At 46.8% G+C, this 20,443-nt stretch carries 23 protein-coding genes; 22 read left to right on the top strand and 1 reads right to left on the bottom strand.

From position 1 onward, the window contains the following. From qcrB to ypjB, 4 genes are all read left to right on the top strand, one after another. On the top strand, positions 1 to 675 hold the full coding sequence (gene qcrB, locus BDD39_RS08245; protein ID WP_166909736.1) for a menaquinol-cytochrome c reductase cytochrome b subunit: 675 nt from the start codon (positions 1 to 3) through the stop codon (positions 673 to 675). Between the two features lie 47 nt (positions 676 to 722). Next, the gene (locus BDD39_RS08240) at positions 723 to 1,490 is read left to right on the top strand and encodes a menaquinol-cytochrome c reductase cytochrome b/c subunit (protein ID WP_166909734.1); all 768 of its coding nucleotides are present in this window, start codon (positions 723 to 725) and stop codon (positions 1,488 to 1,490) included. A gap of 80 nt (positions 1,491 to 1,570) precedes the next feature. After that, a complete protein-coding gene (gene lhaT, locus BDD39_RS08235) occupies positions 1,571 to 2,164 on the top strand; it encodes a lipoprotein heptaprenylglyceryl N-acetyltransferase LhaT (protein WP_166909732.1) in 594 nt (197 codons plus the stop codon). Positions 2,165 to 2,222: 58 nt separating this feature from the next. After that, the gene (ypjB, locus tag BDD39_RS08230; RefSeq protein ID WP_166909730.1) at positions 2,223 to 3,017 is read left to right on the top strand and encodes a sporulation protein YpjB; all 795 of its coding nucleotides are present in this window, start codon (positions 2,223 to 2,225) and stop codon (positions 3,015 to 3,017) included. A 20-nt stretch (positions 3,018 to 3,037) separates the two neighbouring features. On the opposite strand, the gene BDD39_RS08225 is transcribed toward ypjB, so the two are convergent. Continuing rightward, a complete protein-coding gene (locus tag BDD39_RS08225) occupies positions 3,038 to 3,910 on the bottom strand; it encodes a YitT family protein (protein ID WP_166909728.1) in 873 nt (290 codons plus the stop codon). Positions 3,911 to 4,052: 142 nt separating this feature from the next. Here BDD39_RS08225 and BDD39_RS08220 point away from each other — a divergent pair, with 142 nt between their 5' ends. From BDD39_RS08220 to BDD39_RS08130, 18 genes are all read left to right on the top strand, one after another. Beyond that, positions 4,053 to 4,388: a nucleotide pyrophosphohydrolase gene (locus tag BDD39_RS08220; RefSeq protein WP_166909725.1), complete on the top strand. Its 336-nt coding sequence runs from the start codon at positions 4,053 to 4,055 to the stop codon at positions 4,386 to 4,388. Next, a complete protein-coding gene (gene dapB, locus BDD39_RS08215; protein WP_166909723.1) occupies positions 4,388 to 5,188 on the top strand; it encodes a 4-hydroxy-tetrahydrodipicolinate reductase in 801 nt (266 codons plus the stop codon). The genes BDD39_RS08220 and dapB overlap by 1 nt, the downstream gene beginning before the upstream one ends. A gap of 55 nt (positions 5,189 to 5,243) precedes the next feature. Continuing rightward, positions 5,244 to 5,663: a methylglyoxal synthase gene (gene mgsA, locus BDD39_RS08210; RefSeq protein ID WP_166909722.1), complete on the top strand. Its 420-nt coding sequence runs from the start codon at positions 5,244 to 5,246 to the stop codon at positions 5,661 to 5,663. Further along, a complete protein-coding gene (bshB1, locus tag BDD39_RS08205) occupies positions 5,656 to 6,360 on the top strand; it encodes a bacillithiol biosynthesis deacetylase BshB1 (RefSeq protein ID WP_208404355.1) in 705 nt (234 codons plus the stop codon). The genes mgsA and bshB1 overlap by 8 nt, the downstream gene beginning before the upstream one ends. Positions 6,361 to 6,362: 2 nt before the next feature. Beyond that, positions 6,363 to 7,490: an N-acetyl-alpha-D-glucosaminyl L-malate synthase BshA gene (bshA, locus tag BDD39_RS08200; RefSeq protein ID WP_166909718.1), complete on the top strand. Its 1,128-nt coding sequence runs from the start codon at positions 6,363 to 6,365 to the stop codon at positions 7,488 to 7,490. Positions 7,491 to 7,494: 4 nt separating this feature from the next. Then, complete coding sequence (locus BDD39_RS08195; RefSeq protein ID WP_166909716.1) at positions 7,495 to 8,709, top strand: CCA tRNA nucleotidyltransferase; 1,215 nt, start codon at positions 7,495 to 7,497, stop codon at positions 8,707 to 8,709. Further along, the gene (locus BDD39_RS08190) at positions 8,667 to 9,656 is read left to right on the top strand and encodes a biotin--[acetyl-CoA-carboxylase] ligase (RefSeq protein ID WP_166909714.1); all 990 of its coding nucleotides are present in this window, start codon (positions 8,667 to 8,669) and stop codon (positions 9,654 to 9,656) included. Before BDD39_RS08195 ends, BDD39_RS08190 begins: the two co-directional genes overlap by 43 nt. A 263-nt stretch (positions 9,657 to 9,919) precedes the next feature. Further along, a complete protein-coding gene (gene panB / locus BDD39_RS08180; RefSeq protein ID WP_166909710.1) occupies positions 9,920 to 10,759 on the top strand; it encodes a 3-methyl-2-oxobutanoate hydroxymethyltransferase in 840 nt (279 codons plus the stop codon). Then, entirely contained in the window at positions 10,756 to 11,604 is an 849-nt protein-coding gene (panC, locus tag BDD39_RS08175; RefSeq protein WP_166909708.1) for a pantoate--beta-alanine ligase, read from the top strand. The genes panB and panC overlap by 4 nt, the downstream gene beginning before the upstream one ends. A gap of 34 nt (positions 11,605 to 11,638) precedes the next feature. Then, the gene (gene panD, locus BDD39_RS08170) at positions 11,639 to 12,022 is read left to right on the top strand and encodes an aspartate 1-decarboxylase (RefSeq protein ID WP_166909706.1); all 384 of its coding nucleotides are present in this window, start codon (positions 11,639 to 11,641) and stop codon (positions 12,020 to 12,022) included. Between the two features lie 76 nt (positions 12,023 to 12,098). Then, positions 12,099 to 14,861: an ATP-dependent DNA helicase DinG gene (gene dinG, locus BDD39_RS08165; protein ID WP_166909704.1), complete on the top strand. Its 2,763-nt coding sequence runs from the start codon at positions 12,099 to 12,101 to the stop codon at positions 14,859 to 14,861. Between the two features lie 284 nt (positions 14,862 to 15,145). Then, positions 15,146 to 15,316, top strand: a complete 171-nt coding sequence (locus BDD39_RS08160) for a YpmA family protein (RefSeq protein WP_166909702.1) — start codon at positions 15,146 to 15,148, stop codon at positions 15,314 to 15,316. A 15-nt stretch (positions 15,317 to 15,331) separates the two neighbouring features. Beyond that, positions 15,332 to 15,808 (top strand): cell wall elongation regulator TseB-like domain-containing protein, encoded by a 477-nt coding sequence (locus BDD39_RS08155; protein ID WP_166909700.1) that lies wholly within the window; start codon positions 15,332 to 15,334, stop codon positions 15,806 to 15,808. Positions 15,809 to 15,829: 21 nt separating this feature from the next. Next, positions 15,830 to 17,020, top strand: coding sequence for a pyridoxal phosphate-dependent aminotransferase (locus BDD39_RS08150; protein WP_166909698.1), 1,191 nt, complete (start codon positions 15,830 to 15,832; stop codon positions 17,018 to 17,020). 139 nt (positions 17,021 to 17,159) lie between these two features. Continuing rightward, a complete protein-coding gene (asnS, locus tag BDD39_RS08145) occupies positions 17,160 to 18,452 on the top strand; it encodes an asparagine--tRNA ligase (protein WP_166909696.1) in 1,293 nt (430 codons plus the stop codon). Positions 18,453 to 18,521: 69 nt separating this feature from the next. After that, on the top strand, positions 18,522 to 19,229 hold the full coding sequence (locus BDD39_RS08140; RefSeq protein WP_166909694.1) for a DnaD domain-containing protein: 708 nt from the start codon (positions 18,522 to 18,524) through the stop codon (positions 19,227 to 19,229). A gap of 51 nt (positions 19,230 to 19,280) precedes the next feature. Next, complete coding sequence (gene nth, locus BDD39_RS08135; protein WP_166909691.1) at positions 19,281 to 19,952, top strand: endonuclease III; 672 nt, start codon at positions 19,281 to 19,283, stop codon at positions 19,950 to 19,952. Then, the gene (locus BDD39_RS08130) at positions 19,927 to 20,439 is read left to right on the top strand and encodes a YpoC family protein (RefSeq protein ID WP_166909689.1); all 513 of its coding nucleotides are present in this window, start codon (positions 19,927 to 19,929) and stop codon (positions 20,437 to 20,439) included. Before nth ends, BDD39_RS08130 begins: the two co-directional genes overlap by 26 nt. Positions 20,440 to 20,443 lie beyond the last annotated feature (4 nt).

The following is a 20,443-nucleotide window of genomic DNA, read 5'->3' as shown; positions in this document are numbered from 1 at the left end:
GTGTTAAACAAACTGTATGACTGGGTTGACGAACGTTTAGATATTACGCCTTTGTGGCGGGATATCGCTGACCATGAAGTTCCGGAACATGTTAATCCGGCACATCACTTTTCCGCATTTGTTTACTGCTTTGGCGGATTAACGTTCTTTATTACGGTCATTCAAATTTTATCTGGAATGTTTTTAACGATGTATTACGTTCCAGATATTAAAAACGCTTGGGAATCTGTGTATTACTTGCAAAATGAAGTGGCGTTTGGCCAAATTGTTCGCGGCATGCATCACTGGGGCGCAAGCCTTGTTATTGTCATGATGTTTTTACATACATTGCGCGTCTTTTTCCAAGGTGCATACAAAAAGCCGCGGGAGCTAAACTGGATCGTTGGTGTGCTTATTTTCATGGTCATGATGGGGCTTGGCTTTACCGGCTACTTATTGCCATGGGATATGAAAGCGCTATTTGCGACAAAAGTAGGTTTGCAAATCGCGGAAGCAACACCGGTGATCGGTCCGGCAATTAAAACGCTGCTCGCAGGGGATCCAGAAATTGTCGGTGCGCAAACATTGACAAGATTCTTTGCGATTCACGTTTTCTTCTTGCCTGGCATTCTGCTCGGTTTAATGGCTGCGCACTTTTTAATGATCCGCAGACAAGGTATTTCTGGTCCACTATGATGCGAATGAACGTGGTTGATTGATAAGAAAAAGGAGGGAAACATGCAATGCATCGCGGAAAGGGAATGAAATTCGTCGGCGATTCCCGCGTTCCCGCTGTGAGAAAGCCGAATATTCCAAAAGACTATTCGGAATATCCCGGGAAAACGGAAGCGTTTTGGCCGAACTTCCTATTAAAAGAATGGATGGTCGGTTCTGTCTTTTTAATCGGCTTTTTATGTTTGACGGTTGCCCATCCATCTCCATTAGAGCGTATTGCCGACCCGACGGATACGGCATATATTCCGCTTCCAGACTGGTATTTCTTGTTCTTGTATCAATTGCTCAAATATTCGTATGCATCCGGTCCTTATACCGTCATCGGAGCAATTGTAATACCAGGGCTGGCCTTTGCTTCGTTATTGTTGGCGCCGTTTTTGGATCGCGGCCCGGAGCGCCGCCCATGGAAACGTCCGGTTGCGACCGGAATGATGCTGTTAACGCTGGCGGCTATGACTTATTTAACATGGGAAGCCGTTGTTACACATGACTGGAAAAAAGCGGCTGAGCAAGGGAAAATCCGTGCGCAAGTGGAAATTGATAAAAATGCGGAAGGCTATAAAATTGCTCAAGCGAATACATGTACATCCTGCCACGGTGAAAACTTATCCGGCGGTGCGGCCGCGCCATCGCTCATCGGCACGGGCTTAAAGCCGGAAGAAATCGCGAAAATCGCGAGAAATGGTAAAGGCAACATGCCTAAAGGCGTTTTCAAAGGCACGGATGCTGATTTGAAAAAGCTTTCGGAATTCATTGCTGGGTTAAAAGCGAAATAAACGGTCCATCGAGAAAAAAGCTGGCTAGGATTAGTCAGCTTTTTTCTTTCACGACAAGCATAGAGAGCAGGTGCATAGGAATGAAATGGCTGTATCCTATATTGGCATATCGTCCCTTTTTATGGCTTTTGCTGGTTGTCAACATAGCTGGGACGATTTACGGGTATATATGGTACCGATATCAATTGGCGGAAACGCCGCCCATTTTTTTGCCGTTTGTTCCTGATAGCCCGACGGCAAGCCTATTTTTTGTGTTTGTTTTGCTTGCGTTTTTGTGCCGCCGCCATTTTCCCTTATTGGAGGCATTAGCGCTTGTCACATTAGTCAAGTACGGCGTTTGGGCGGTGGTGATGAACATATTAGTGTGGAAAGTGACAGGAACGCTCGATGTGATTGGTTGGATGTTGATGATCTCCCATGGAGCGATGGCGGTAGAAGGGATGCTCTATGCCCCGTTTTATCGCTTCCGCTGGCCGCATTTAGCGATTGCCGCTGTTTGGACGTTACATAATGATATCATCGATTACGTCTTTGGAATGATGCCTCGTTATAGCGTGCTCGAGAAATACACAGCAGCTATTGGTTATTTTACGTTTTGGCTTAGCATTGTTTCGATTGCGATCGGCTATTTATTGTGTGTACGAAAAAACCGTTTTGTTCTCCCGTTAAATTAATGGTCTACTCTTGTCCACTCCTTCATACATTGTAGTAGTTAATGGAGGAGGGACAAGGATGAAGCGAATATGGCTGCTTGCTTTGCTTACGCTCGTCTGTTTATTTCCATCGCTAAACTATGCCGCCGAACAGGATGGAGGCTGGAAAAAATTAGACCAAATTTCTGATCAAGCATTGCAATTGGCGAAAAACGGGCAATTTGAAGAAGCAAAAGAAGTATTGCTCTATTTTTCCAAGCAATTTTTCGCGACGAATGCGCGCGATCGGCTAAAATCTGCCGACGAACTACGCGCTGTCACGATTACTCATGAAAATGCGCTGAAAGCGGTTGCCGCCTCTTCATTGCCGGCGGAAGAAAAAATCGATAAAATTACACAGTTTCGGCTTGTTGTCGATGCGATTCGCTCGGCCCATCAACCGCTTTGGTCAGAGATGGAAGCAACGGTGATGAATGCATTTCATCAGCTTGAAAATGCGGTCGATCAACAGAGTGAGGAGGCGTTTGCCGCTTCCCTCCGCTACTTTTTAGATCGTTATGCGCTGATTGAGCCGAGCGTCAAAATTGATGTGCCGGCGGAGCAAGCGAAAAAAATAGACAACGAGATAGAAATGTTGCAAGCACCGGTCTTTCAGCAGCTAAGCCTTGTGGAAAAGCATGAACGTTTAAAACAGATGCGCGCAGATTTGCGGTCGCTTTTTGAAGGGGCTAAAAAAGATGAAGCCGACCCATCATTAATATGGGTGATGATTTCGACAGGGGGAATTATTGTATTGACGCTATCTTATGTAGGCTGGAGAAAGTATCAAGGAGAGAAGGAAAAAAGCCGCACCCGCCAAAAAAACGAGGAATAAAAGGGGCATAGCGCCCCTTTTTAGTGTTCAATCGGTTGTTTTCGTTCGTCGAGCGTAAAGCCTTCGCCAAGCACATCGTGAACGTCCGTCACCGCGACGAACGCATGCGGATCAACGGAAATAATAACGTTTTTCAGCCGCGGCAGTTCATTTTTCGCAACCACACAGTACAGTACATCGCGGTCGCGTTTTGTATAGGAGCCGCGCCCTTTTAACACCGTTACACCGCGGTCCATTTCCGTCAAAATTCGATTGGCGATTTCCTCGCTCTTTTCCGAAATAATCGTCGCTCCTTTTGCCGCATAGCCGCCTTCCTGCATAAAATCAACGACACGAGCCGCGATAAACACCGCGACGAGCGTATACATTGCCTCGCGGTAAGAAAGATAAAGCAGCAAAGAAAGGGTGATGACGACCGCGTCAAACGTAAACATCGTTTTTCCCATGCTGATTCCTTTATATTTATAAAGGAGTCTGGCAATAATATCGACGCCACCCGTCGTGCCGCCGTAGCGGAAAATAATGCCAAGGCCAACGCCGATAAAGACGCCGGCAAACAATGCGGCCAACGTCATATCATGTTTCAGCGGCATATGAATGGTGTAACGTTGAAAAATCCAAAGAAAGAGAGAAACGCTAACCGTTCCGATAATCGTGTATAAAAACGTATGGCGGCCAAGTAATTTCCAGCCAATAAAAAAGAGAGGAATATTTAGCGCCAAGTTGGTAATGGAAGGATCAATGCCAAACAAAAAGTAAAGCAACAGCGTAATTCCGGTAAAGCCGCCTTCCGCCAAATTATTTTGCATGTTAAAGTGGACAAGCCCGAACGCAAAAATGGCGGCGCCAAACAAAATGAAAAGGATGTTTTTTATTTTTAGCCCGAGAATCATACATTCCCTCCGTATTCAGAGTAGTCGGCGACCTTAATTATAGATGAAGTTGCCCATTCAGGCAACGCGGATGGACGGTGCGCGAAAATATTTGTCAAAAACGCCGCTTTTCGCTAACATGAAGACATGAGAGGTGACATGGATGCAGGAAAAAACGATGAAACAACTGCAACAAGAAGTCGATGAATATATTGGCCAGTTTAAAGAAGGATATTTCAGCCCGCTCGCTATGCTGGCAAGGCTGACGGAAGAACTTGGTGAACTGGCGCGGGAAGTAAACCATTATTATGGAGAAAAGCCGAAAAAACAGACGGAAAAAGAAAAAACCATTGAAGAAGAGCTAGGGGATTTGCTATTTGTTCTTATTTGTTTTGCCAATTCCCTGCACATCGATTTGCAGCAGGCGCATGACATGGTGATGGAAAAGTTTCGCACCCGTGATAAAGACCGTTGGACACGAAAAGAGGAGGAGAAATAATGAAAACGATTCGTATTGTCATTGCCGGCCCGCGCGGCCGTATGGGGCGTGAAGCTGTTTCACTTGTTCAAAAGACCGATCATTTTCAACTCGTTGGGGTTATTGACCGGAAAAATGACGGCGGAGATTTAGCAGATGTCGAAGGGTTTTCCGGCATCCACGCCCCGATTTATACGGATGCGGCCCGTTGTTTTGAGGAAGTCAAACCGGATGTGCTCATCGATTTAACGACACCGGAAGCGGGAAAAAAACATGCCGAAATCGCCCTTCACTGCGGAGTCCGTCCGGTAGTCGGCACGACCGGCTTTACAGATGAAGACATTAAACGGCTTACTGCATTGGCGGAAGAAAAAGAAATTGGCGCGATCATTGCTCCTAATTTTGCGGTTGGCGCGGTATTAATGATGAAGTTTGCACAAATGGCGGCGAAATATTTTCCAGATGTCGAGATTATTGAATTGCATCACGATCAAAAATTGGACGCTCCATCAGGAACGGCACTGAAAACAGCGCAACTCATTTCGGCGGTGCGTCCATCGAAAAAACAAGGGCATCCCGATGAGAAAGAAACGCTTGCCGGGGCGCGTGGGGCAACCTATGACGGCATTCCGATCCACAGTGTCCGTCTGCCGGGATTGGTCGCTCATCAAGAAGTCATTTTTGGCGGCAACGGCCAATCGTTAACGATTCGCCACGATTCTTTTCACCGCGGTTCATTTATGTCGGGAGTGAAGTTGTCCGTCGAAACGGTAATGCATTTACATACGCTTGTATATGGATTGGAACATATTATTGAATAGCGTTGCTTGGTAAGTTTGGAGAGAGAAAATAACGAACACAAGCGGGGGTGCTATCGTGAAAATCGCGTTAATCGCGCATGATAAAAAGAAAGCGGACATGATTGCGTTTGTTACCGCCTATCAGCCGATTTTAGAACAACATGAATTGTATGCGACCGGCACAACCGGCCTTCGCATTCAAGAAGCAACCGGATTAAACGTCCATCGCTTTCAATCCGGTCCGTACGGTGGCGATCAAGAAATCGGCGCGATGATTGCCCGCAATGAAATGGATATGGTTATCTTTCTTCGCGATCCGCTCACGGCGCAGCCGCACGAACCGGATGTGAGCGCATTAATTCGTTTATGCGACGTATATTCCGTGCCGCTGGCGACAAATATGGGGACGGCGGAAATTTTGATTAAAGGTTTAGAGCGCGGCGATTTTGCGTGGCGAAATATTGTCCGCGGCAGAAAAGGTGAAGCTGATGAATAATGAACTGCATATATTAGCATTTGGCGCCCATCCGGATGATGTCGAAATCGGCATGGGCGGAACGATCGCCAAATACGCCGAAAAAGGTTACTGCATCGGTATTTGCGATTTAACGTTTGCCGAACTGTCGTCCAACGGCACGGTCGAACGGCGGCAACAGGAAGCGAACGATGCTGCGCGTATTTTAGGCGTTGCCGCGAGAATCAACCTTGGCCTTCCTGATCGCGGTCTACATTTGACAGAAGAAGCGGTTAGAAGCATTGTTGCTGTCATCCGGCGGTATCGTCCGCGTGTGGTGTTTGCCCCTTACTGGGTCGATCGCCATCCGGATCATGGGCATTGCGCCCGGCTTGTCGAGGAAGCGGTTTTTTCCGCCGGCATCCGCCGCTATAAAACAGAGCCGGATTTGCCCGCACATCGCGTCGAATCCGTCTATTATTATATGATTAACACTTGGGATCGCCCGCATTTTGTTATCGATATTAGCGATACGATCGAGAAAAAAATCGCTAGTTTGCGCGCTTATGAAAGCCAATTTACGAAGACGGCAGGCTCGGTCGATACGCCGCTTACCAATGGCTATATTGAAACAGTCGAAAGCCGCGAGCGGCTATTCGGAAAAGAAGTTGGCGTTAAGTTTGCCGAAGGCTTTTTCACGAAGAAGCCAATTCTTATCCATGATTTACTAGGAGTGTGACGATGAGGTTAAAAATAGGTATTGTTTGTTATCCGACAGTCGGAGGTTCCGGAGTTGTTGCCACGGAATTAGGAAAATTGCTGGCGGAAAAGGGTCATGAAATCCACTTTATTTCGTCAAGCATGCCGTTTCGCTTAAATAAAATATATGGCAATATTTACTATCATGAAGTAAGCGTCAACCAGTATTCCGTTTTTCAATATCCGCCATACGATTTGGCGCTAGCTAACAAAATTGCCGAAGTGGCGAAACGCGAGCAGCTTGATGTGTTACATGCCCACTATGCCGTTCCACATGCTGTTTGTGCTGTATTAGCGAGGCAAATGGTAGGGGGAAAATTAAATATTGTTACGACATTGCATGGAACGGATATTACTGTTTTAGGGTACGATCCTTCACTAAGCGATATGATTAAATTCGGTATTGAGCAATCTGATGTCGTTACCGCCGTTTCCAACGCGCTCGTTCGCCAGACGTATGAGCTGCTGGATGTGCAAAAGCCGATTCAAACCGTTTATAATTTTGTTGATGAACGGGTTTACCGCCGCAAAGAAGCCGGCTATTTAAAAAAGGAGTACGGAATTCAAGAAAACGAAAAAGTGATCATTCACGTATCCAACTTTCGCAAAGTGAAACGGGTTCCCGATGTAGTCCGGGCGTTCTCGCTTATTCGCAAGCAGTTGCCGGCGAAGCTTCTGCTTGTCGGCGATGGTCCGGAAATGACGGTCGTCTCCCACCTTGTGGAAGAGCTTGGACTTAACGATGATGTACGTTTTTTAGGAAAACAAGATAGGCTGGATGAATTATATTCGATTAGCGATGTGAAGCTGCTATTGTCTGAAAAAGAAAGCTTTGGCCTTGTGCTATTAGAAGCGATGGCCTGCGGCGTGCCGTGCGTCGGCACAACGATTGGCGGCATTCCAGAAGTGATTGAAGACGGACACACAGGATTTTTATGCGGACTCGGCGATGTCGAGGAAGTGGCAGAAAAAACGCTGCGGATTTTAACCGATCCACAACTTCATACATATATGGCCAAACAGGCGGTGCAAACCGTATATCAAAAGTTTCATTCGAGAGAAATTGTCCAGCAATATGAAGATATTTATGTTTCACTAGTAAAGAGGTGAGCCAATGAAAGAACCATTTCAAAAGGCGCTTGGCATCATTCGCCAGCTAAAACAGCATGGATATGAGGCATATTTTGTCGGCGGAGCGGTGCGAGATCTTTTATTGGGACGGAAAATCGGCGATGTCGATATCGCAACAAGCGCACTGCCGCATGAAGTGATGAAATTGTTTCCGAAAACGATTGATATTGGCTCGCAGCATGGCACCGTCGTCGTTATTGATGACGGAATTCCGTATGAAGTAACCACGTTCCGTACCGACGGCGACTATGAAGACCACCGCCGGCCGGAATCGGTGACGTTCGTCCGTTCTCTTTACGAAGATTTAAAGCGACGCGATTTTACAATGAATGCGGTTGCCATGGACGAACAAGGAAAGCTGATCGATCCGTTTGGTGGGCAAGATGCGATTGCAAAGCGGGTTATCTGCACCGTCGGCGAAGCAAAGCAGCGTTTTTCCGAAGACGCTTTGCGCATGATGCGGGCGCTCCGTTTTGTCAGCCAGCTCGGCTTTTCCCTTGCCGAAGAAACAAGGCAGGCGATTGTAGAAAACGCCCCGCTTCTTGCCCATATTTCGGTAGAGCGGATGACGATGGAATTTGAAAAGCTGCTCGAGGGGCCGTTTGCCAGCCGCGGCCTGTCTTTACTAGTTGAAACAGGGCTGTTTTCCTATTTGCCGCTGCTTCGCGATAAAGGGCATGACTTAAAGGCGGCGGTCGGCTATGATTGGAGTCTGCTTGATTCGCGCGGGCAGCGTTGGGGGCTTTTGTGCCAGACCCTTCACATTACCGATGCGGACTCCTTTTTGCGCGCCTGGAAATTGCCCAATCGGCTGATTAAAGAAGTGGAGGCAGTGCTATCCATTTTGCGGGAGGTTCATTCGTTTGGCGACTGGACGAAAGAACGGTTATTTGCCTTTGGATTAGAACATGCCATTTCCGCGGAAACGGTCCGTTCTGTCATCCAGGGGGAGCCGGTGGAAAAGCATCTCCAAATGTTAAACGAGATGTTTGCCGCTCTTCCGATTAAAACAAAAAACGAACTGGCCGTAAGCGGAAAAGATCTGATCGAATGGTTTGAAAAACCAGGCGGCCCTTGGATAAAAGAAATGCTTGCCGTGGTTGAACGAGCGGTGATTCATGGAGAAGTAGATAATCATAAGGAGCGGATTTACGAATGGCTCATGGATCGCAATCGGATACAAGAAAAAAATTATTAGAGCTATTTGCGGAAGCAAACGGCGATTTTATTTCCGGGCAAAAAATTAGTGAAATACTCGGATGTTCGCGCGCCGCTGTGTGGAAACATATTGAAGAGCTGCGAAAAGAAGGATTTGAACTTGAGGCGGTGCGCCGGCTCGGCTACCGAATTGTCAGCACCCCTGATAAAGTGACTGCCAATGAAATTCAGCTTGGCCTCAAGACGGAAACATTTGGCCATTTCGTTCATTTTGAGGAAGAAGTGGCTTCGACGCAAAAAATTGCTTTGAAGCTTGCCTATGAGGGGGCAAAAGAAGGGACGCTTGTTATTTCCGAGCTGCAGACAGCAGGTCGCGGCCGCATGGGCCGCAAATGGTTTTCGCCAAAGGGAACGGGCATTTGGATGAGCCTCATTTTGCGCCCGCCGATTCCGCCGCAAAAGGCGCCGCAGCTGACGTTGTTAACTGCGGTTGCCATTTGCCAGGCGATTCAGCAAGTAACCGGCATAGTTCCCGATATTAAATGGCCGAACGATATTTTATTGAATGGCAAAAAATGCGTCGGCATTTTAACCGAGCTGCAGGCTGATCCGGACCGCGTTCATTCCGTTATTATTGGCATCGGCGTGAATGTCAACCAAACAGTCGAGCAGTTTCCGGAAGACATTCGCACCATTGCCACATCGCTTGCCATTGAAAAGGGAGAACGGATCAAGCGCGCGCGGCTCGTGCAGGAAATTTTGCTTCAGCTAGAGAAACTTTACCATCAATATTTGCAGCATGGATTTCGTCCGATTAAACTATTATGGGAAGGATATGCTGTCAGCATCGGTAAAAAAATTACGGCGCGCACGTTAAACGGCTCCATAAAAGGAACCGCTCTCGGCATTACCGATGAGGGACTGTTGATGCTTGAGGATGAGGACAAGCATATCCATTACATTCATTCAGCGGATATTCAACTATAAAATACCGTCTAGAAAAGTTATGACAATTCTGTTACAATACAAACGAATAAGGAAATGGGCAGTATCTTTCGTGAAAGAACTGCACCGCGCATCAAGGAAAACAGAAAAAACGCGATCTGCCTTGATCCTTAGAAAGGACTTGGACAGAGGGATGAACTCAGCCGATGACGGTCAAGAATGTCCTTCTTTCTCAAGGCAGGGAAAGAAGGCTTTTTTGTTCGGTCGATTCATCTCCTCTGCAAACAAAGAGGAGGGAATAAGTGGTGAAAACGAAAACGGACTTTCTGAAAATGAAAAAAACGAATGAGCCGATTGTCATGCTGACCGCCTATGATTTTCCGTCGGCGAAACTGGCGGAAGCAGCGGGGGTCGATATGATTCTAGTCGGCGACTCACTCGGCATGGTCGTTTTAGGATATGATTCGACGATTCCTGTTACCGTCGAAGACATGATTCACCATACGAAAGCGGTTCGCCGCGGCGCGCCGAATACGTTTATTGTCACCGATATGCCGTTTATGTCCTATCATTTATCACGAGAAGAGGCGCTCCGCAATGCGCAGCGGATCATGCAGCAGTCTGGGGCAAACGCTGTGAAGGTCGAAGGTGCGGACGAAGTCGTTCACGTCATTCGCGCCTTAACACAGGCGGGAGTTCCGGTCGTCGCCCACCTTGGCCTTACGCCGCAGTCTGTCGGGGTGCTCGGCGGCTATAAAGTGCAAGGAAAAGACGCGGAAAGCGCGAAAAAATTAATCGAAGATGCGAAGCTTTGCGAACAGGCTGGCGCGATCGCGTTGGTATTGGAATGTGTGCCAAAGCAAATTGCGGCAGCGATTACGGAGCAGTTGGAAATACCGGTTATTGGCATCGGCGCCGGCGATGAAGTCGACGGTCAAGTACTCGTCTATCATGATATTCTCGGCTACGGAGTCGATCGCGTTCCGAAGTTTGTAAAAAAATACGCCAATATTCAAGAAGTGATTTCCCATGCGATTGCCAATTATGTCGCCGATGTCAAACTGCGCCAGTTTCCGGAGCTAAGCCATATGTTTACGATGAAAGAAGAAGAGTGGATTGCGCTGTATGGAGGAAAACAATCATGATTGTAATCACAAAAATAAAGGATATGCAAACAAAGATGGAGCAGTACCGCCGCGAAGGAAAAACGATCGGCTTTGTCCCGACGATGGGGTATTTACATGAAGGCCATATCGCTTTAATCCAAAAAGCACGGGAGGAAAACGACATTGTCGCTTTAAGCGTGTTTGTCAATCCGCTTCAGTTCGGACCAAATGAAGATTTCGAGCGCTATCCGCGCGATCTCGAACGCGATCAGCGCATTGCCAAAGAAAATGGCGTCGATGTTTTCTTTTCTCCCGATGTCAAGGAGATGTATCCGCACCCGTTAAGCGTGCAAGTGATCGTCAAAGAGCGTGTCGATGTCCTTTGCGGCAAATCGCGGCCGGGTCATTTTGATGGGGTTGCTACCGTATTAACTAAACTGTTTCATATTGTGATGCCGCACCGCGCTTATTTTGGCTTAAAGGATGCGCAACAAGTGGCGGTGGTAGACGGGTTGATCCGCGATTTTCATTTTCCGATTGAATTAGTGGCGGTGCCGACCGTTCGCGAAGAAGACGGTCTTGCCAAAAGTTCCCGCAATGTTTATTTATCGCCGGAAGAACGAAAAGAAGCGCCCGCTTTATATGAAGCGCTGAAGCAGGCCAAAGCGGCCATCGAAAGCGGAGAAAGAAACGCAGAGGCGGTTTGTGCACTAGTAGAACAATATATTCAAACTCATACTCACGCTGAAATCGACTATGTGGAAATTTACTCTTATCCGGAATTGAAACCGCTCGAAACGCTTGCCGGAAAAGTAATTATTGCGGTGGCGGTCCGCTTTGCGAACGCGCGCCTGATTGATAACATTATCCTCGATATAGTGTAAGACGATACCAGTTACTTTCTAGGGAGGGATTGCCTTGTTTCGTACATTAATGAACGCGAAAATTCACCGTGCACGCGTGACGGAAGCAAATTTAAATTATGTCGGCAGCATTACGATCGACGCCGATATTTTAGATGCCGTCGGCATGGTTGCGAACGAAAAAGTGCAAATTGTCAACAATAATAACGGAGCTCGTTTTGAAACGTATATTATTCCCGGCGAACGGGGCAGCGGCGTATTTTGCCTAAATGGAGCGGCGGCGCGCCTTGTGCAAAAGGGAGATATTATCATTGTCATTTCTTATGTGATGGTTCCGGAAGAGAAAATTGCAGAGCACCGTCCGAAAATCGCCATTATGGATGAAAATAATCGCATCCAGCAGCTCATTGTCGAAGAGCCGGCGCATACGGTTTTATAAAAAAGGAGAGGGGCTATTTCGAAATACGGAAAAGCCCCTTTCATTACGCTGTTGAATTTTGAGGTGACAATCCAACATGCACGAACGTTTTGTCGTTATTGATTTAGAAACAACCGGGAATGTTCCGAAAAAAGGAGACCGCATTATTCAGCTCGGCATGGTCGTGGTCGAGAATGGGAAAATTGTTGACCGTTTCTCGAGCTTTTTTAATCCCGACCGAACGATCCCGCCTTTTGTTCAACAGTTAACGAACATTAGCGAGCAAATGGTGGAAAACGCGCCGAGCTTTGCTGAAAAAGCGGCGAAAGTAGTTGATATGTTGCAGCAGTCTTATTTCGTTGCCCATAACGTTTCTTTTGATTTGCCGTTTTTACAAGAAGAATTGCAGATGGCCGGCTTGCCGATCTTTACCGGTCCAACTATTGATACGGTGGAATTAGCCCGCATTGTGCTGCCGACGGCGGAGAGCTATAAATTAGGCGATTTGGCCAAACTGCTCCATATTACCCACGATCAACCGCATCAAGCGGACAGCGATGCCGAAGTGACAGCAAAGCTATTGATGAAGCTGCTCGACCGTCTGCGCCAGCTTCCGCTTATTACGTTGCAGCAGCTAAAACGCTTGTCACCGTATTTGAAAAGCGATTTATATTCGCTGCTCGATGGCATCATCATGGAAAAGATGGCGACGTTAGCGGATGAACCGCCATATGTATTTTATCGTGGCATTGCTTTAAAAAAGCCGTCATCTGTGTCGAAAAAGGAAAAAGATCGAGATCAAACAGCGTCTTTTTCCGCGTTTTATGCCGGCCCGCACACTCTTCCGCTCGATCATTATGAAAAGCGGGATGGGCAGTGGGAGATGATGAAGCTTGTCTACGAGGCGCTGGCTACATCGCAGCACGCTTTAATTGAAGCGGGCACGGGACTTGGCAAATCGCTCGCCTATTTAATCCCGAGTGCTTTTTTTGCTTACGAGCAGCAAAAGCGGGTCGTCATTAGCACGCATACGCTGCAGCTGCAGCAACAGCTTTTAGAACGGGATATTCCGCTTTTAAACAAGATTGTTCCATTTTCGCTGCGCGTCGCGGTGCTAAAAGGAAAGCGCAATTACCTTTCTGTTGATAAGTTTATCTCCTTTTTGCGCGAACCCCATCCAACTTATGATGTGGTGCTGCTCAAATGCCAGCTGCTTGTTTGGCTAACGCAAACGGAAACCGGAGATATGGATGAACTGAATATATCGTCCGGCGCGCGTTTATTTTGGTCGTCTTTATCTGCGGATGACGAAGATGGTAGCAGTAAATATAATTTCTTTATGCAGGCAAAACAACGTGCGGAAGAATCGCATATTATTATCACCAATCACGCGTTTTTATTGCATGATCTCATTTCTTCCGCTCCGCTTTTGCCATCTTATGATCATATGATTATTGATGAAGCGCATCATTTAGAAGAAGTAGCATCCCATTATTTCGGAGAGCACGTTGACTATGTCTCCATCCGGCTATTGTTGACCAAAATCGGCAAAATGAATGAAAATGGCTCATTGGCCAAATTAATAAAGCGGTTTACGGAACAAAATTGGCATGCAGAAGATGCGTTTTTGCACTGCGAGCGCCTTTTGGAGGAACTGCAATTTGAATGCGATGAATTGTTTCGCCTGCTGCGCCGCTATGCGCTAGAAAGAAAAGCGTCGAGATCGGGCCGCTGCCGCTACCGTTTTGCTCCGGAAAAGGAAGGCGGAAGGCAGTGGAGCGCGGTGAAAGAATTATGCTGGCGCATTCGCGGCCATATGGCTAAATTGGTGGAGGAAACAAGACGATTGCAGTCGATATGTACCAAGGAGCAAACACAATCAAGACAGGCTGGCGATTATTCATATTTTTCTGATATTTCTGCTTTGCAGCAACGGATGGAGGCGTTGTCTGACTTGCTTGAAAGCGACGATCCGATGGTGGTGCGCTGGATCGAAGCGGAAGAAAAAGGGGCGGCGAACGCCACGGCCCTGTACTCACAGCCGATTCAGTTGGACGAATTTTTTGCCGAGCGTCTGTTTATGGTGAAAAAAAGCGTTGTACTTACTTCCGCCACCTTAACGATTGGCGATAGTTTTTCTTATATCGTATCGCGGCTTGGCTTAAGCGATTTTTATCCACTTTGCCGCGCGATTCCGTCGCCATTTTCGTATAAAGAACAGGCGATGGTAATGATTCCGACCGATTTGCCATCCATTTCTTCCACCGCTTTGGAAACATATGCGGAAGCTGTTGCGGATGGGGTAGGGAAAATCGCAAGACAAATAAAAGGAAAAATGCTCGTGCTTTTTACTTCTTACGAATTGCTGAAATTAACGGCAGCGGCGATGAAGATGGAAGAACGAAATGAAGATTTTGTTCTCATCGCCCAAGGGGTGCAAAGCGGGAGTGCGGCAAAGCTGACAAGAACGTTTCAACAGTTCGATCATGCGATTTTGTTTGGGACAAGCAATTTCTGGGAAGGTGTTGACTTGCCGGGAGATGAACTGACAATCGTGGTGATTGTCCGTTTGCCGTTTGCACCGCCGGATGACCCAGTGATGGAAGCAAAAAGCGAACATGTTCGCGCCAAAGGCGGGGATCCTTTTTATGAACTATCCCTCCCTGAAGCGGTTCTGCGCTTTAAACAAGGATTCGGCAGGCTGATTCGGACAGAAAAGGATAAAGGGGCGCTTTTTGTCCTTGATCGCCGCCTCACCACCGCCTCATACGGAAAATATTTTCTAAATTCGCTGCCGTCCGTACATGTTTGCGAAGATTCGCTCGATCGGCTGCTGCAAAAACTCAAAGCATGGCTTTGATAAATAAGCGAAAAATGGTGTAATCTATAGCTAGATGAATCAGCCGACCATGCTTGTGAAAGAAAAACAATAAAAGGCGCCTTGCTGCCAATAAGGACGGCAAGGCGCTTACGAAATGGATTTCGGCGGTGTAGGCGGGCAATTTTTTATGAAACAAACAGGCAAACCTGTTATAATAATGAAGAAGCACAACATGTTTTTCTGTTGTTGTATTTGTATTGTTGCCGTCAATCGTGCTTTGTATAAGTAACAAAATTTGTGTCACACAGGAGGAAACGACGTAAATGGAAAGTAAAATCGAAGTGCTCGCTACCGTTAAAATCCAGCATTCCGATGACTTGTACAAAATTGTCGATTGCCTAAACCGGACGTTAAAGCGCGACAATCTCATGTTTGGGCTTGCTTTAGATGAAAATGATAAAAACCAGGCAATTTTTACTATTTACCGAACGTAGTGAGATGTGGTGGCAATGAGAAAATGGGTGGTTTTGCTCTTTATTTTTTTATGCCTTGCCGTTTGGCAGGCGATTTCCGTTTATCAAGACGCACTTAAGCCAAAGCTGTGCATGGAGGCAAAAGCGCTCGAGCGCGCCAAAGAAAAAATTGCGCTGGCACAGATTGACCGTACGTATACATACTATGGCAACGAGTCGTATATCGTTTTCGTCGGCAGGACGAAACAAGGAAAAAGATATGTCGTCTGGGTTCCGGAGAAAAAGGGAAAAATCGTTGTCAAACGGGCGGGAAGCGGCATTACGGAAACAGAAGCGATCGCGAAATTAAAAGCCGATCGTCATCCGAAGAAGATCATTTCCGCTAAGCTTGGTATGGAAAAGGGTGTACCTCTTTGGGAGTTAACATATATCGATCAATATAATCGTTACTCGTTTTACTACTTAAGTTTTACGGACGGAACCTTTCTAAAGAGGTACAGTTTTCAACAATGATGTATTAGGGGGAAAGAAACGATGAAATTGGCAAAGCGGGTTGCTTCACTCACACCATCAACAACATTAGCGATTACGGCAAAAGCAAAAGAGCTAAAAGCAGCAGGCTATGACGTGATCGGATTAGGCGCGGGTGAGCCGGATTTTAACACGCCGCAGCATATTATTGACGCAGCGGTAAAAGCGATGAATGAAGGGTATACGAAATATACACCAACAGGTGGTCTGCCAGCTCTAAAGGAGGAAATTATTAAGAAATTCGAAAAAGACCAGCAGCTTCGTTATGAGCCGTCAGAAATTATTGTTTGTGTTGGAGCAAAATACGCATTGTATACATTGTTTCAAGCTATTTTAGACGAAGGGGATGAAGTGATCATCCCGACTCCATATTGGGTTAGCTATCCAGAGCAAGTGAAGCTTGCCGGCGGTGTGCCAGTTTATGTTGAGGGGCTGGAAGAAAATCAATTTAAAATCACGCCAGAACAGTTAAAAGCGGCGATTACGGAGCGGACAAAAGCGGTGATTATCAACTCGCCAAGCAATCCGACGGGAATGATTTATACGGAAGAGGAGCTAAAAGCGCTTGGCGAAGTTTGCTTGGAGCATGATATTTTGGTCGTTTCCGATGAAATTTATGAGAAATTGGTGTACGGAAACGCCAGACACGTATCGATCGCGCAATTGTCGCCGGAGTTAAAAGAGCAAACGGTCATCATTAATGGCTTGTCCAAATCGCATTCGATGACGGGATGGCGGATTGGCTATGCGGCGGGAAACAAAGAAATTATCAAGGCGATGACCAATCTTGCCAGCCATAGTACATCCAACCCGACCTCGATTGCGCAATATGCGGCCATTGCCGCGTACAGCGGCCCACAAGAGCCGGTCGAAGAAATGCGCAAAGCGTTTGAAGAACGGTTAAACATTATTTACGAAAAACTGATTCAAATTCCAGGGTTTACTTGTGTAAAACCACAAGGGGCGTTTTATTTGTTCCCGAACGTCCGCGAGGCGGCGCGAATGGCTGGTTATGATACGGTAGACCAATTTGTTGCCGCGCTGCTAGAAGAGGCAAACGTGGCGATTGTTCCAGGATCTGGATTCGGCGCTCCGGACAATGTCCGCTTGTCCTATGCCACTTCGCTCGATGTATTGGAAAAAGCAGTCGAGCGCATGAAACAATTTATGGAGAAAAAACTGCAACGCGCATAAACAAAGCGGCTTTGCTTCCGGCAAGGCCGCTTTCCTAATGGACGCACGCTTTTCTATTGCCTCTGTTTTTGTCGAAATGTATAATATTGAATGATTGTACATACATTGCGTTCGAACAGATGTTGGAGGGAAAATGTACGTGAAAACAACGATTGCAGAAGTAAAAAATTACGTTGGACAAGAAGTAACGATCGGCGCCTGGTTGGCCAACAAGCGTTCAAGCGGCAAAATCGCCTTTTTGCAGCTGCGCGATGGGACAGGCTTTATCCAAGGCGTTGTCGAAAAATCAAAGGTAACGGAAGAGGTTTTTCAAATCGCCAAATCGATCACCCAAGAAACATCGCTATACGTAACAGGAACGGTGCGTGTCGACGAACGTTCCCCGTTTGGTTATGAACTTTCGGTGACGAATTTACAAATTATTCATGAGGCTGTTGATTATCCGATTACCCCAAAAGAGCATGGCGTTGAGTTTTTAATGGACCATCGCCATCTTTGGTTGCGCTCGCGCCGCCAGCATGCGATTATGAAAATCCGCAATGAAGTGATTCGCGCTACATATGAATTTTTTAATGATCGCGGCTTTGTGAAAATCGATCCGCCGATTTTAACCGGTAGCGCGCCGGAAGGAACGACGGAACTGTTCCATACGAAATATTTTGATGAAGATGCATATTTGTCGCAAAGCGGTCAGCTGTATATGGAAGCGGCGGCGATGGCGCTCGGCAAAGTATTTTCATTCGGCCCGACGTTCCGCGCCGAAAAATCAAAAACGCGCCGGCATTTAATTGAGTTTTGGATGGTTGAGCCGGAAATGGCGTTTTACGAATTTGAGGATAATCTCAAACTGCAAGAGGAATACGTATCATATATCGTTCAATCTGTTTTGAAACATTGCGAGCTGGAATTAAAACGGCTAGAGCGTGACACAACGAAACTGGAGCTCATCCAGGCGCCGTTCCCGCGCATCACGTATGATGAAGCGATTCAGCTGTTGCATGAAAAAGGGTTTAACGACATTCAGTGGGGTGATGATTTTGGCGCGCCTCATGAAACAGCAATTGCTGAAAGTTTCGATAAGCCTGTATTTATTACCCATTATCCGACGAGCCTAAAGCCATTTTATATGCAGCCGGATCCAAACCGTCCGAAAGTGGTATTATGCGCGGATTTAATCGCCCCGGAAGGATACGGGGAAATTATCGGCGGTTCTGAGCGGATTCATGATTATGAATTGTTAAAACAGCGCCTCGAAGAGCACCATCTGCCGCTGGATGCGTACAAATGGTATTTAGAGTTGCGGCAATACGGTTCCGTGCCGCATTCCGGATTTGGCCTTGGGCTTGAACGCACGGTCGCCTGGATTTGCGGCGTCGACCACGTTCGCGAAACGATTCCGTTTCCACGTCTGCTTAACCGTCTTTATCCATAAGAAAAACCCCCGAGAAAAAGGGGGTTTTTTTATCCGGTTAATGTTATACTATAGTTGAGGTGCATCCGCATGGATAAAAAGAAAATAGCCGAATGGCTGGCGCAAGGAAGCGTCGCCATTCCAAAATTATTGTTGAATCATTATAAGTATCTCGGTTTGTCGGAAGGGGAGTTCGTGTTATTATTACATATGCATTCCTTTATCGAAGATGGTGTTTTATTTCCGACCCCCGCCGAGCTGGCCGAAAAAATGACAGCTGCTCCTTCTGAATGCATGGAAATGCTCCGCAAATTGCTGCAAAAGGGATTTATTGCCATTGAGGAGCATACCGATGAGCGGGGGATCCGCAGTGAAAAGTATTCGTTGCAGCCGCTTTGGGAACAGCTTGTTCAATATTTATACACCGAGTGGGCGAAGGAAGAAAGGAAAGATCGGCAAGAAGAAGAGGAAAGCTTATATACCGTGTTTGAACAAGAGTTTGGCCGGCCGCTTTCCCCGTTTGAATGTGAAACGTTATCGATGTGGATTGACCAAGACGGACATAGCCCGCAGATTATTAAAGCGGCGCTTCGCGAAGCGGTGCTGTCGGGAAAATTGAATTTCCGCTACATCGACCGTATTTTATTCGAATGGAAAAAGAATGGAATCCGTACGATCGAGCAGGCGCAACATTATGGAAAAAAATTCCGTAAACATCAGCAATCCGCTCGATCAACGAAGACAGCGCCGAGTGAATACAAACAAACCATTCCTTTTTTTAACTGGCTGGAATCTTAGCGAGAGGCATTGTCTCTCGTTTTTCTTTGCAAATAGAAAGGAGAATGGACCGTGCTGACGAAAGAGCAAATTCGCTACTGTTTAGATAAAATGGGAGAAATGTTTCCGAACGCGCATTGCGAGCTTGTGCATCGCAACCCGTTTGAACTGTTAATCGCCGTTGTTTTATCCGCCCAATGCACCGACGCCTTGGTCAATAAAGTGACAAAAAGTTTATTTGAGAAGTATAAGACTCCCGAAGACTATATCAAAGTGCCGCTTGAAGAGCTGCAGCAGGATATTCGTTCGATCGGTTTGTACCGCAACAAAGCGAAAAATATTCAAAAGTTATGTGCCATGTTAATCGAGAAATATAACGGCGAGGTACCGAAAGACCTCGATGAGCTGATGAAACTGCCGGGGGTTGGGAGAAAAACGGCCAATGTGGTCGTTTCGGTCGCTTTCGGCATCCCGGCCATCGCCGTTGATACGCACGTCGAGCGCGTAAGCAAGCGCCTTGGTTTTTGCCGGTGGAATGATACCGTTTTAGAGGTCGAAAAAACGTTAATGAAAAAAGTTCCGAAAGAAGAATGGTCCATTACCCATCATCGCATGATTTTCTTCGGACGTTATCATTGCAAAGCACAGTCGCCGCAATGTCACGTTTGTCCGCTTCTCGATTTATGCCGGGAAGGGAAAAAGAGAATGCGAAAGAGGGATGAAAGCAGTGCAGGTGCCAAATGAGTTTGCCCACCCATTGTTTTTCCGTGAGGGAGAAGTGATCGAAGTTAAAGAAGAACTGGCTTTTCCGCAGATGATGAAAAACGTGCCCTTTTATTATGACATAACGGCGCGTGAGCCGTTTCCATGGGATCATATCGAACAATCGATTCCGGCGGTGCTGCAATTATGGAACGAAGAAAAAACGCAATTGGAACACTGCTTTGCCAGACGCGACCGCCGCGCTGCCCGGCAGCCGATGATCCGCGGGCTTTCCTATTTGCTTTCTTGTTTGTTTTGGCTAAATGGAAAGAGAGTCAATCATGTGCGGCGCTGGCAAGAAGAAATCAGCACCTTGCCGGTTAAACCGGTAAACTGTTTAGAACGGCTTCAGTTTATTTTTGATCGTTGCGATGTGTATCATTCATTTATTCAACTGTGCGAGCTGTTTGAAGAAACGGCGAAATTGGCATATAAGCAAATAGCGATAAACAAAAGGATGACTCGTTAAGCGA

Origin of the sequence: Saccharococcus thermophilus (genome assembly GCF_011761475.1) — a bacterium.
Taxonomy (GTDB): domain Bacteria; phylum Bacillota; class Bacilli; order Bacillales; family Anoxybacillaceae; genus Saccharococcus; species Saccharococcus thermophilus.
Note: the sequence above shows the minus strand (reverse complement) of the source record. Positions and strands in the feature narration are given on the sequence as shown.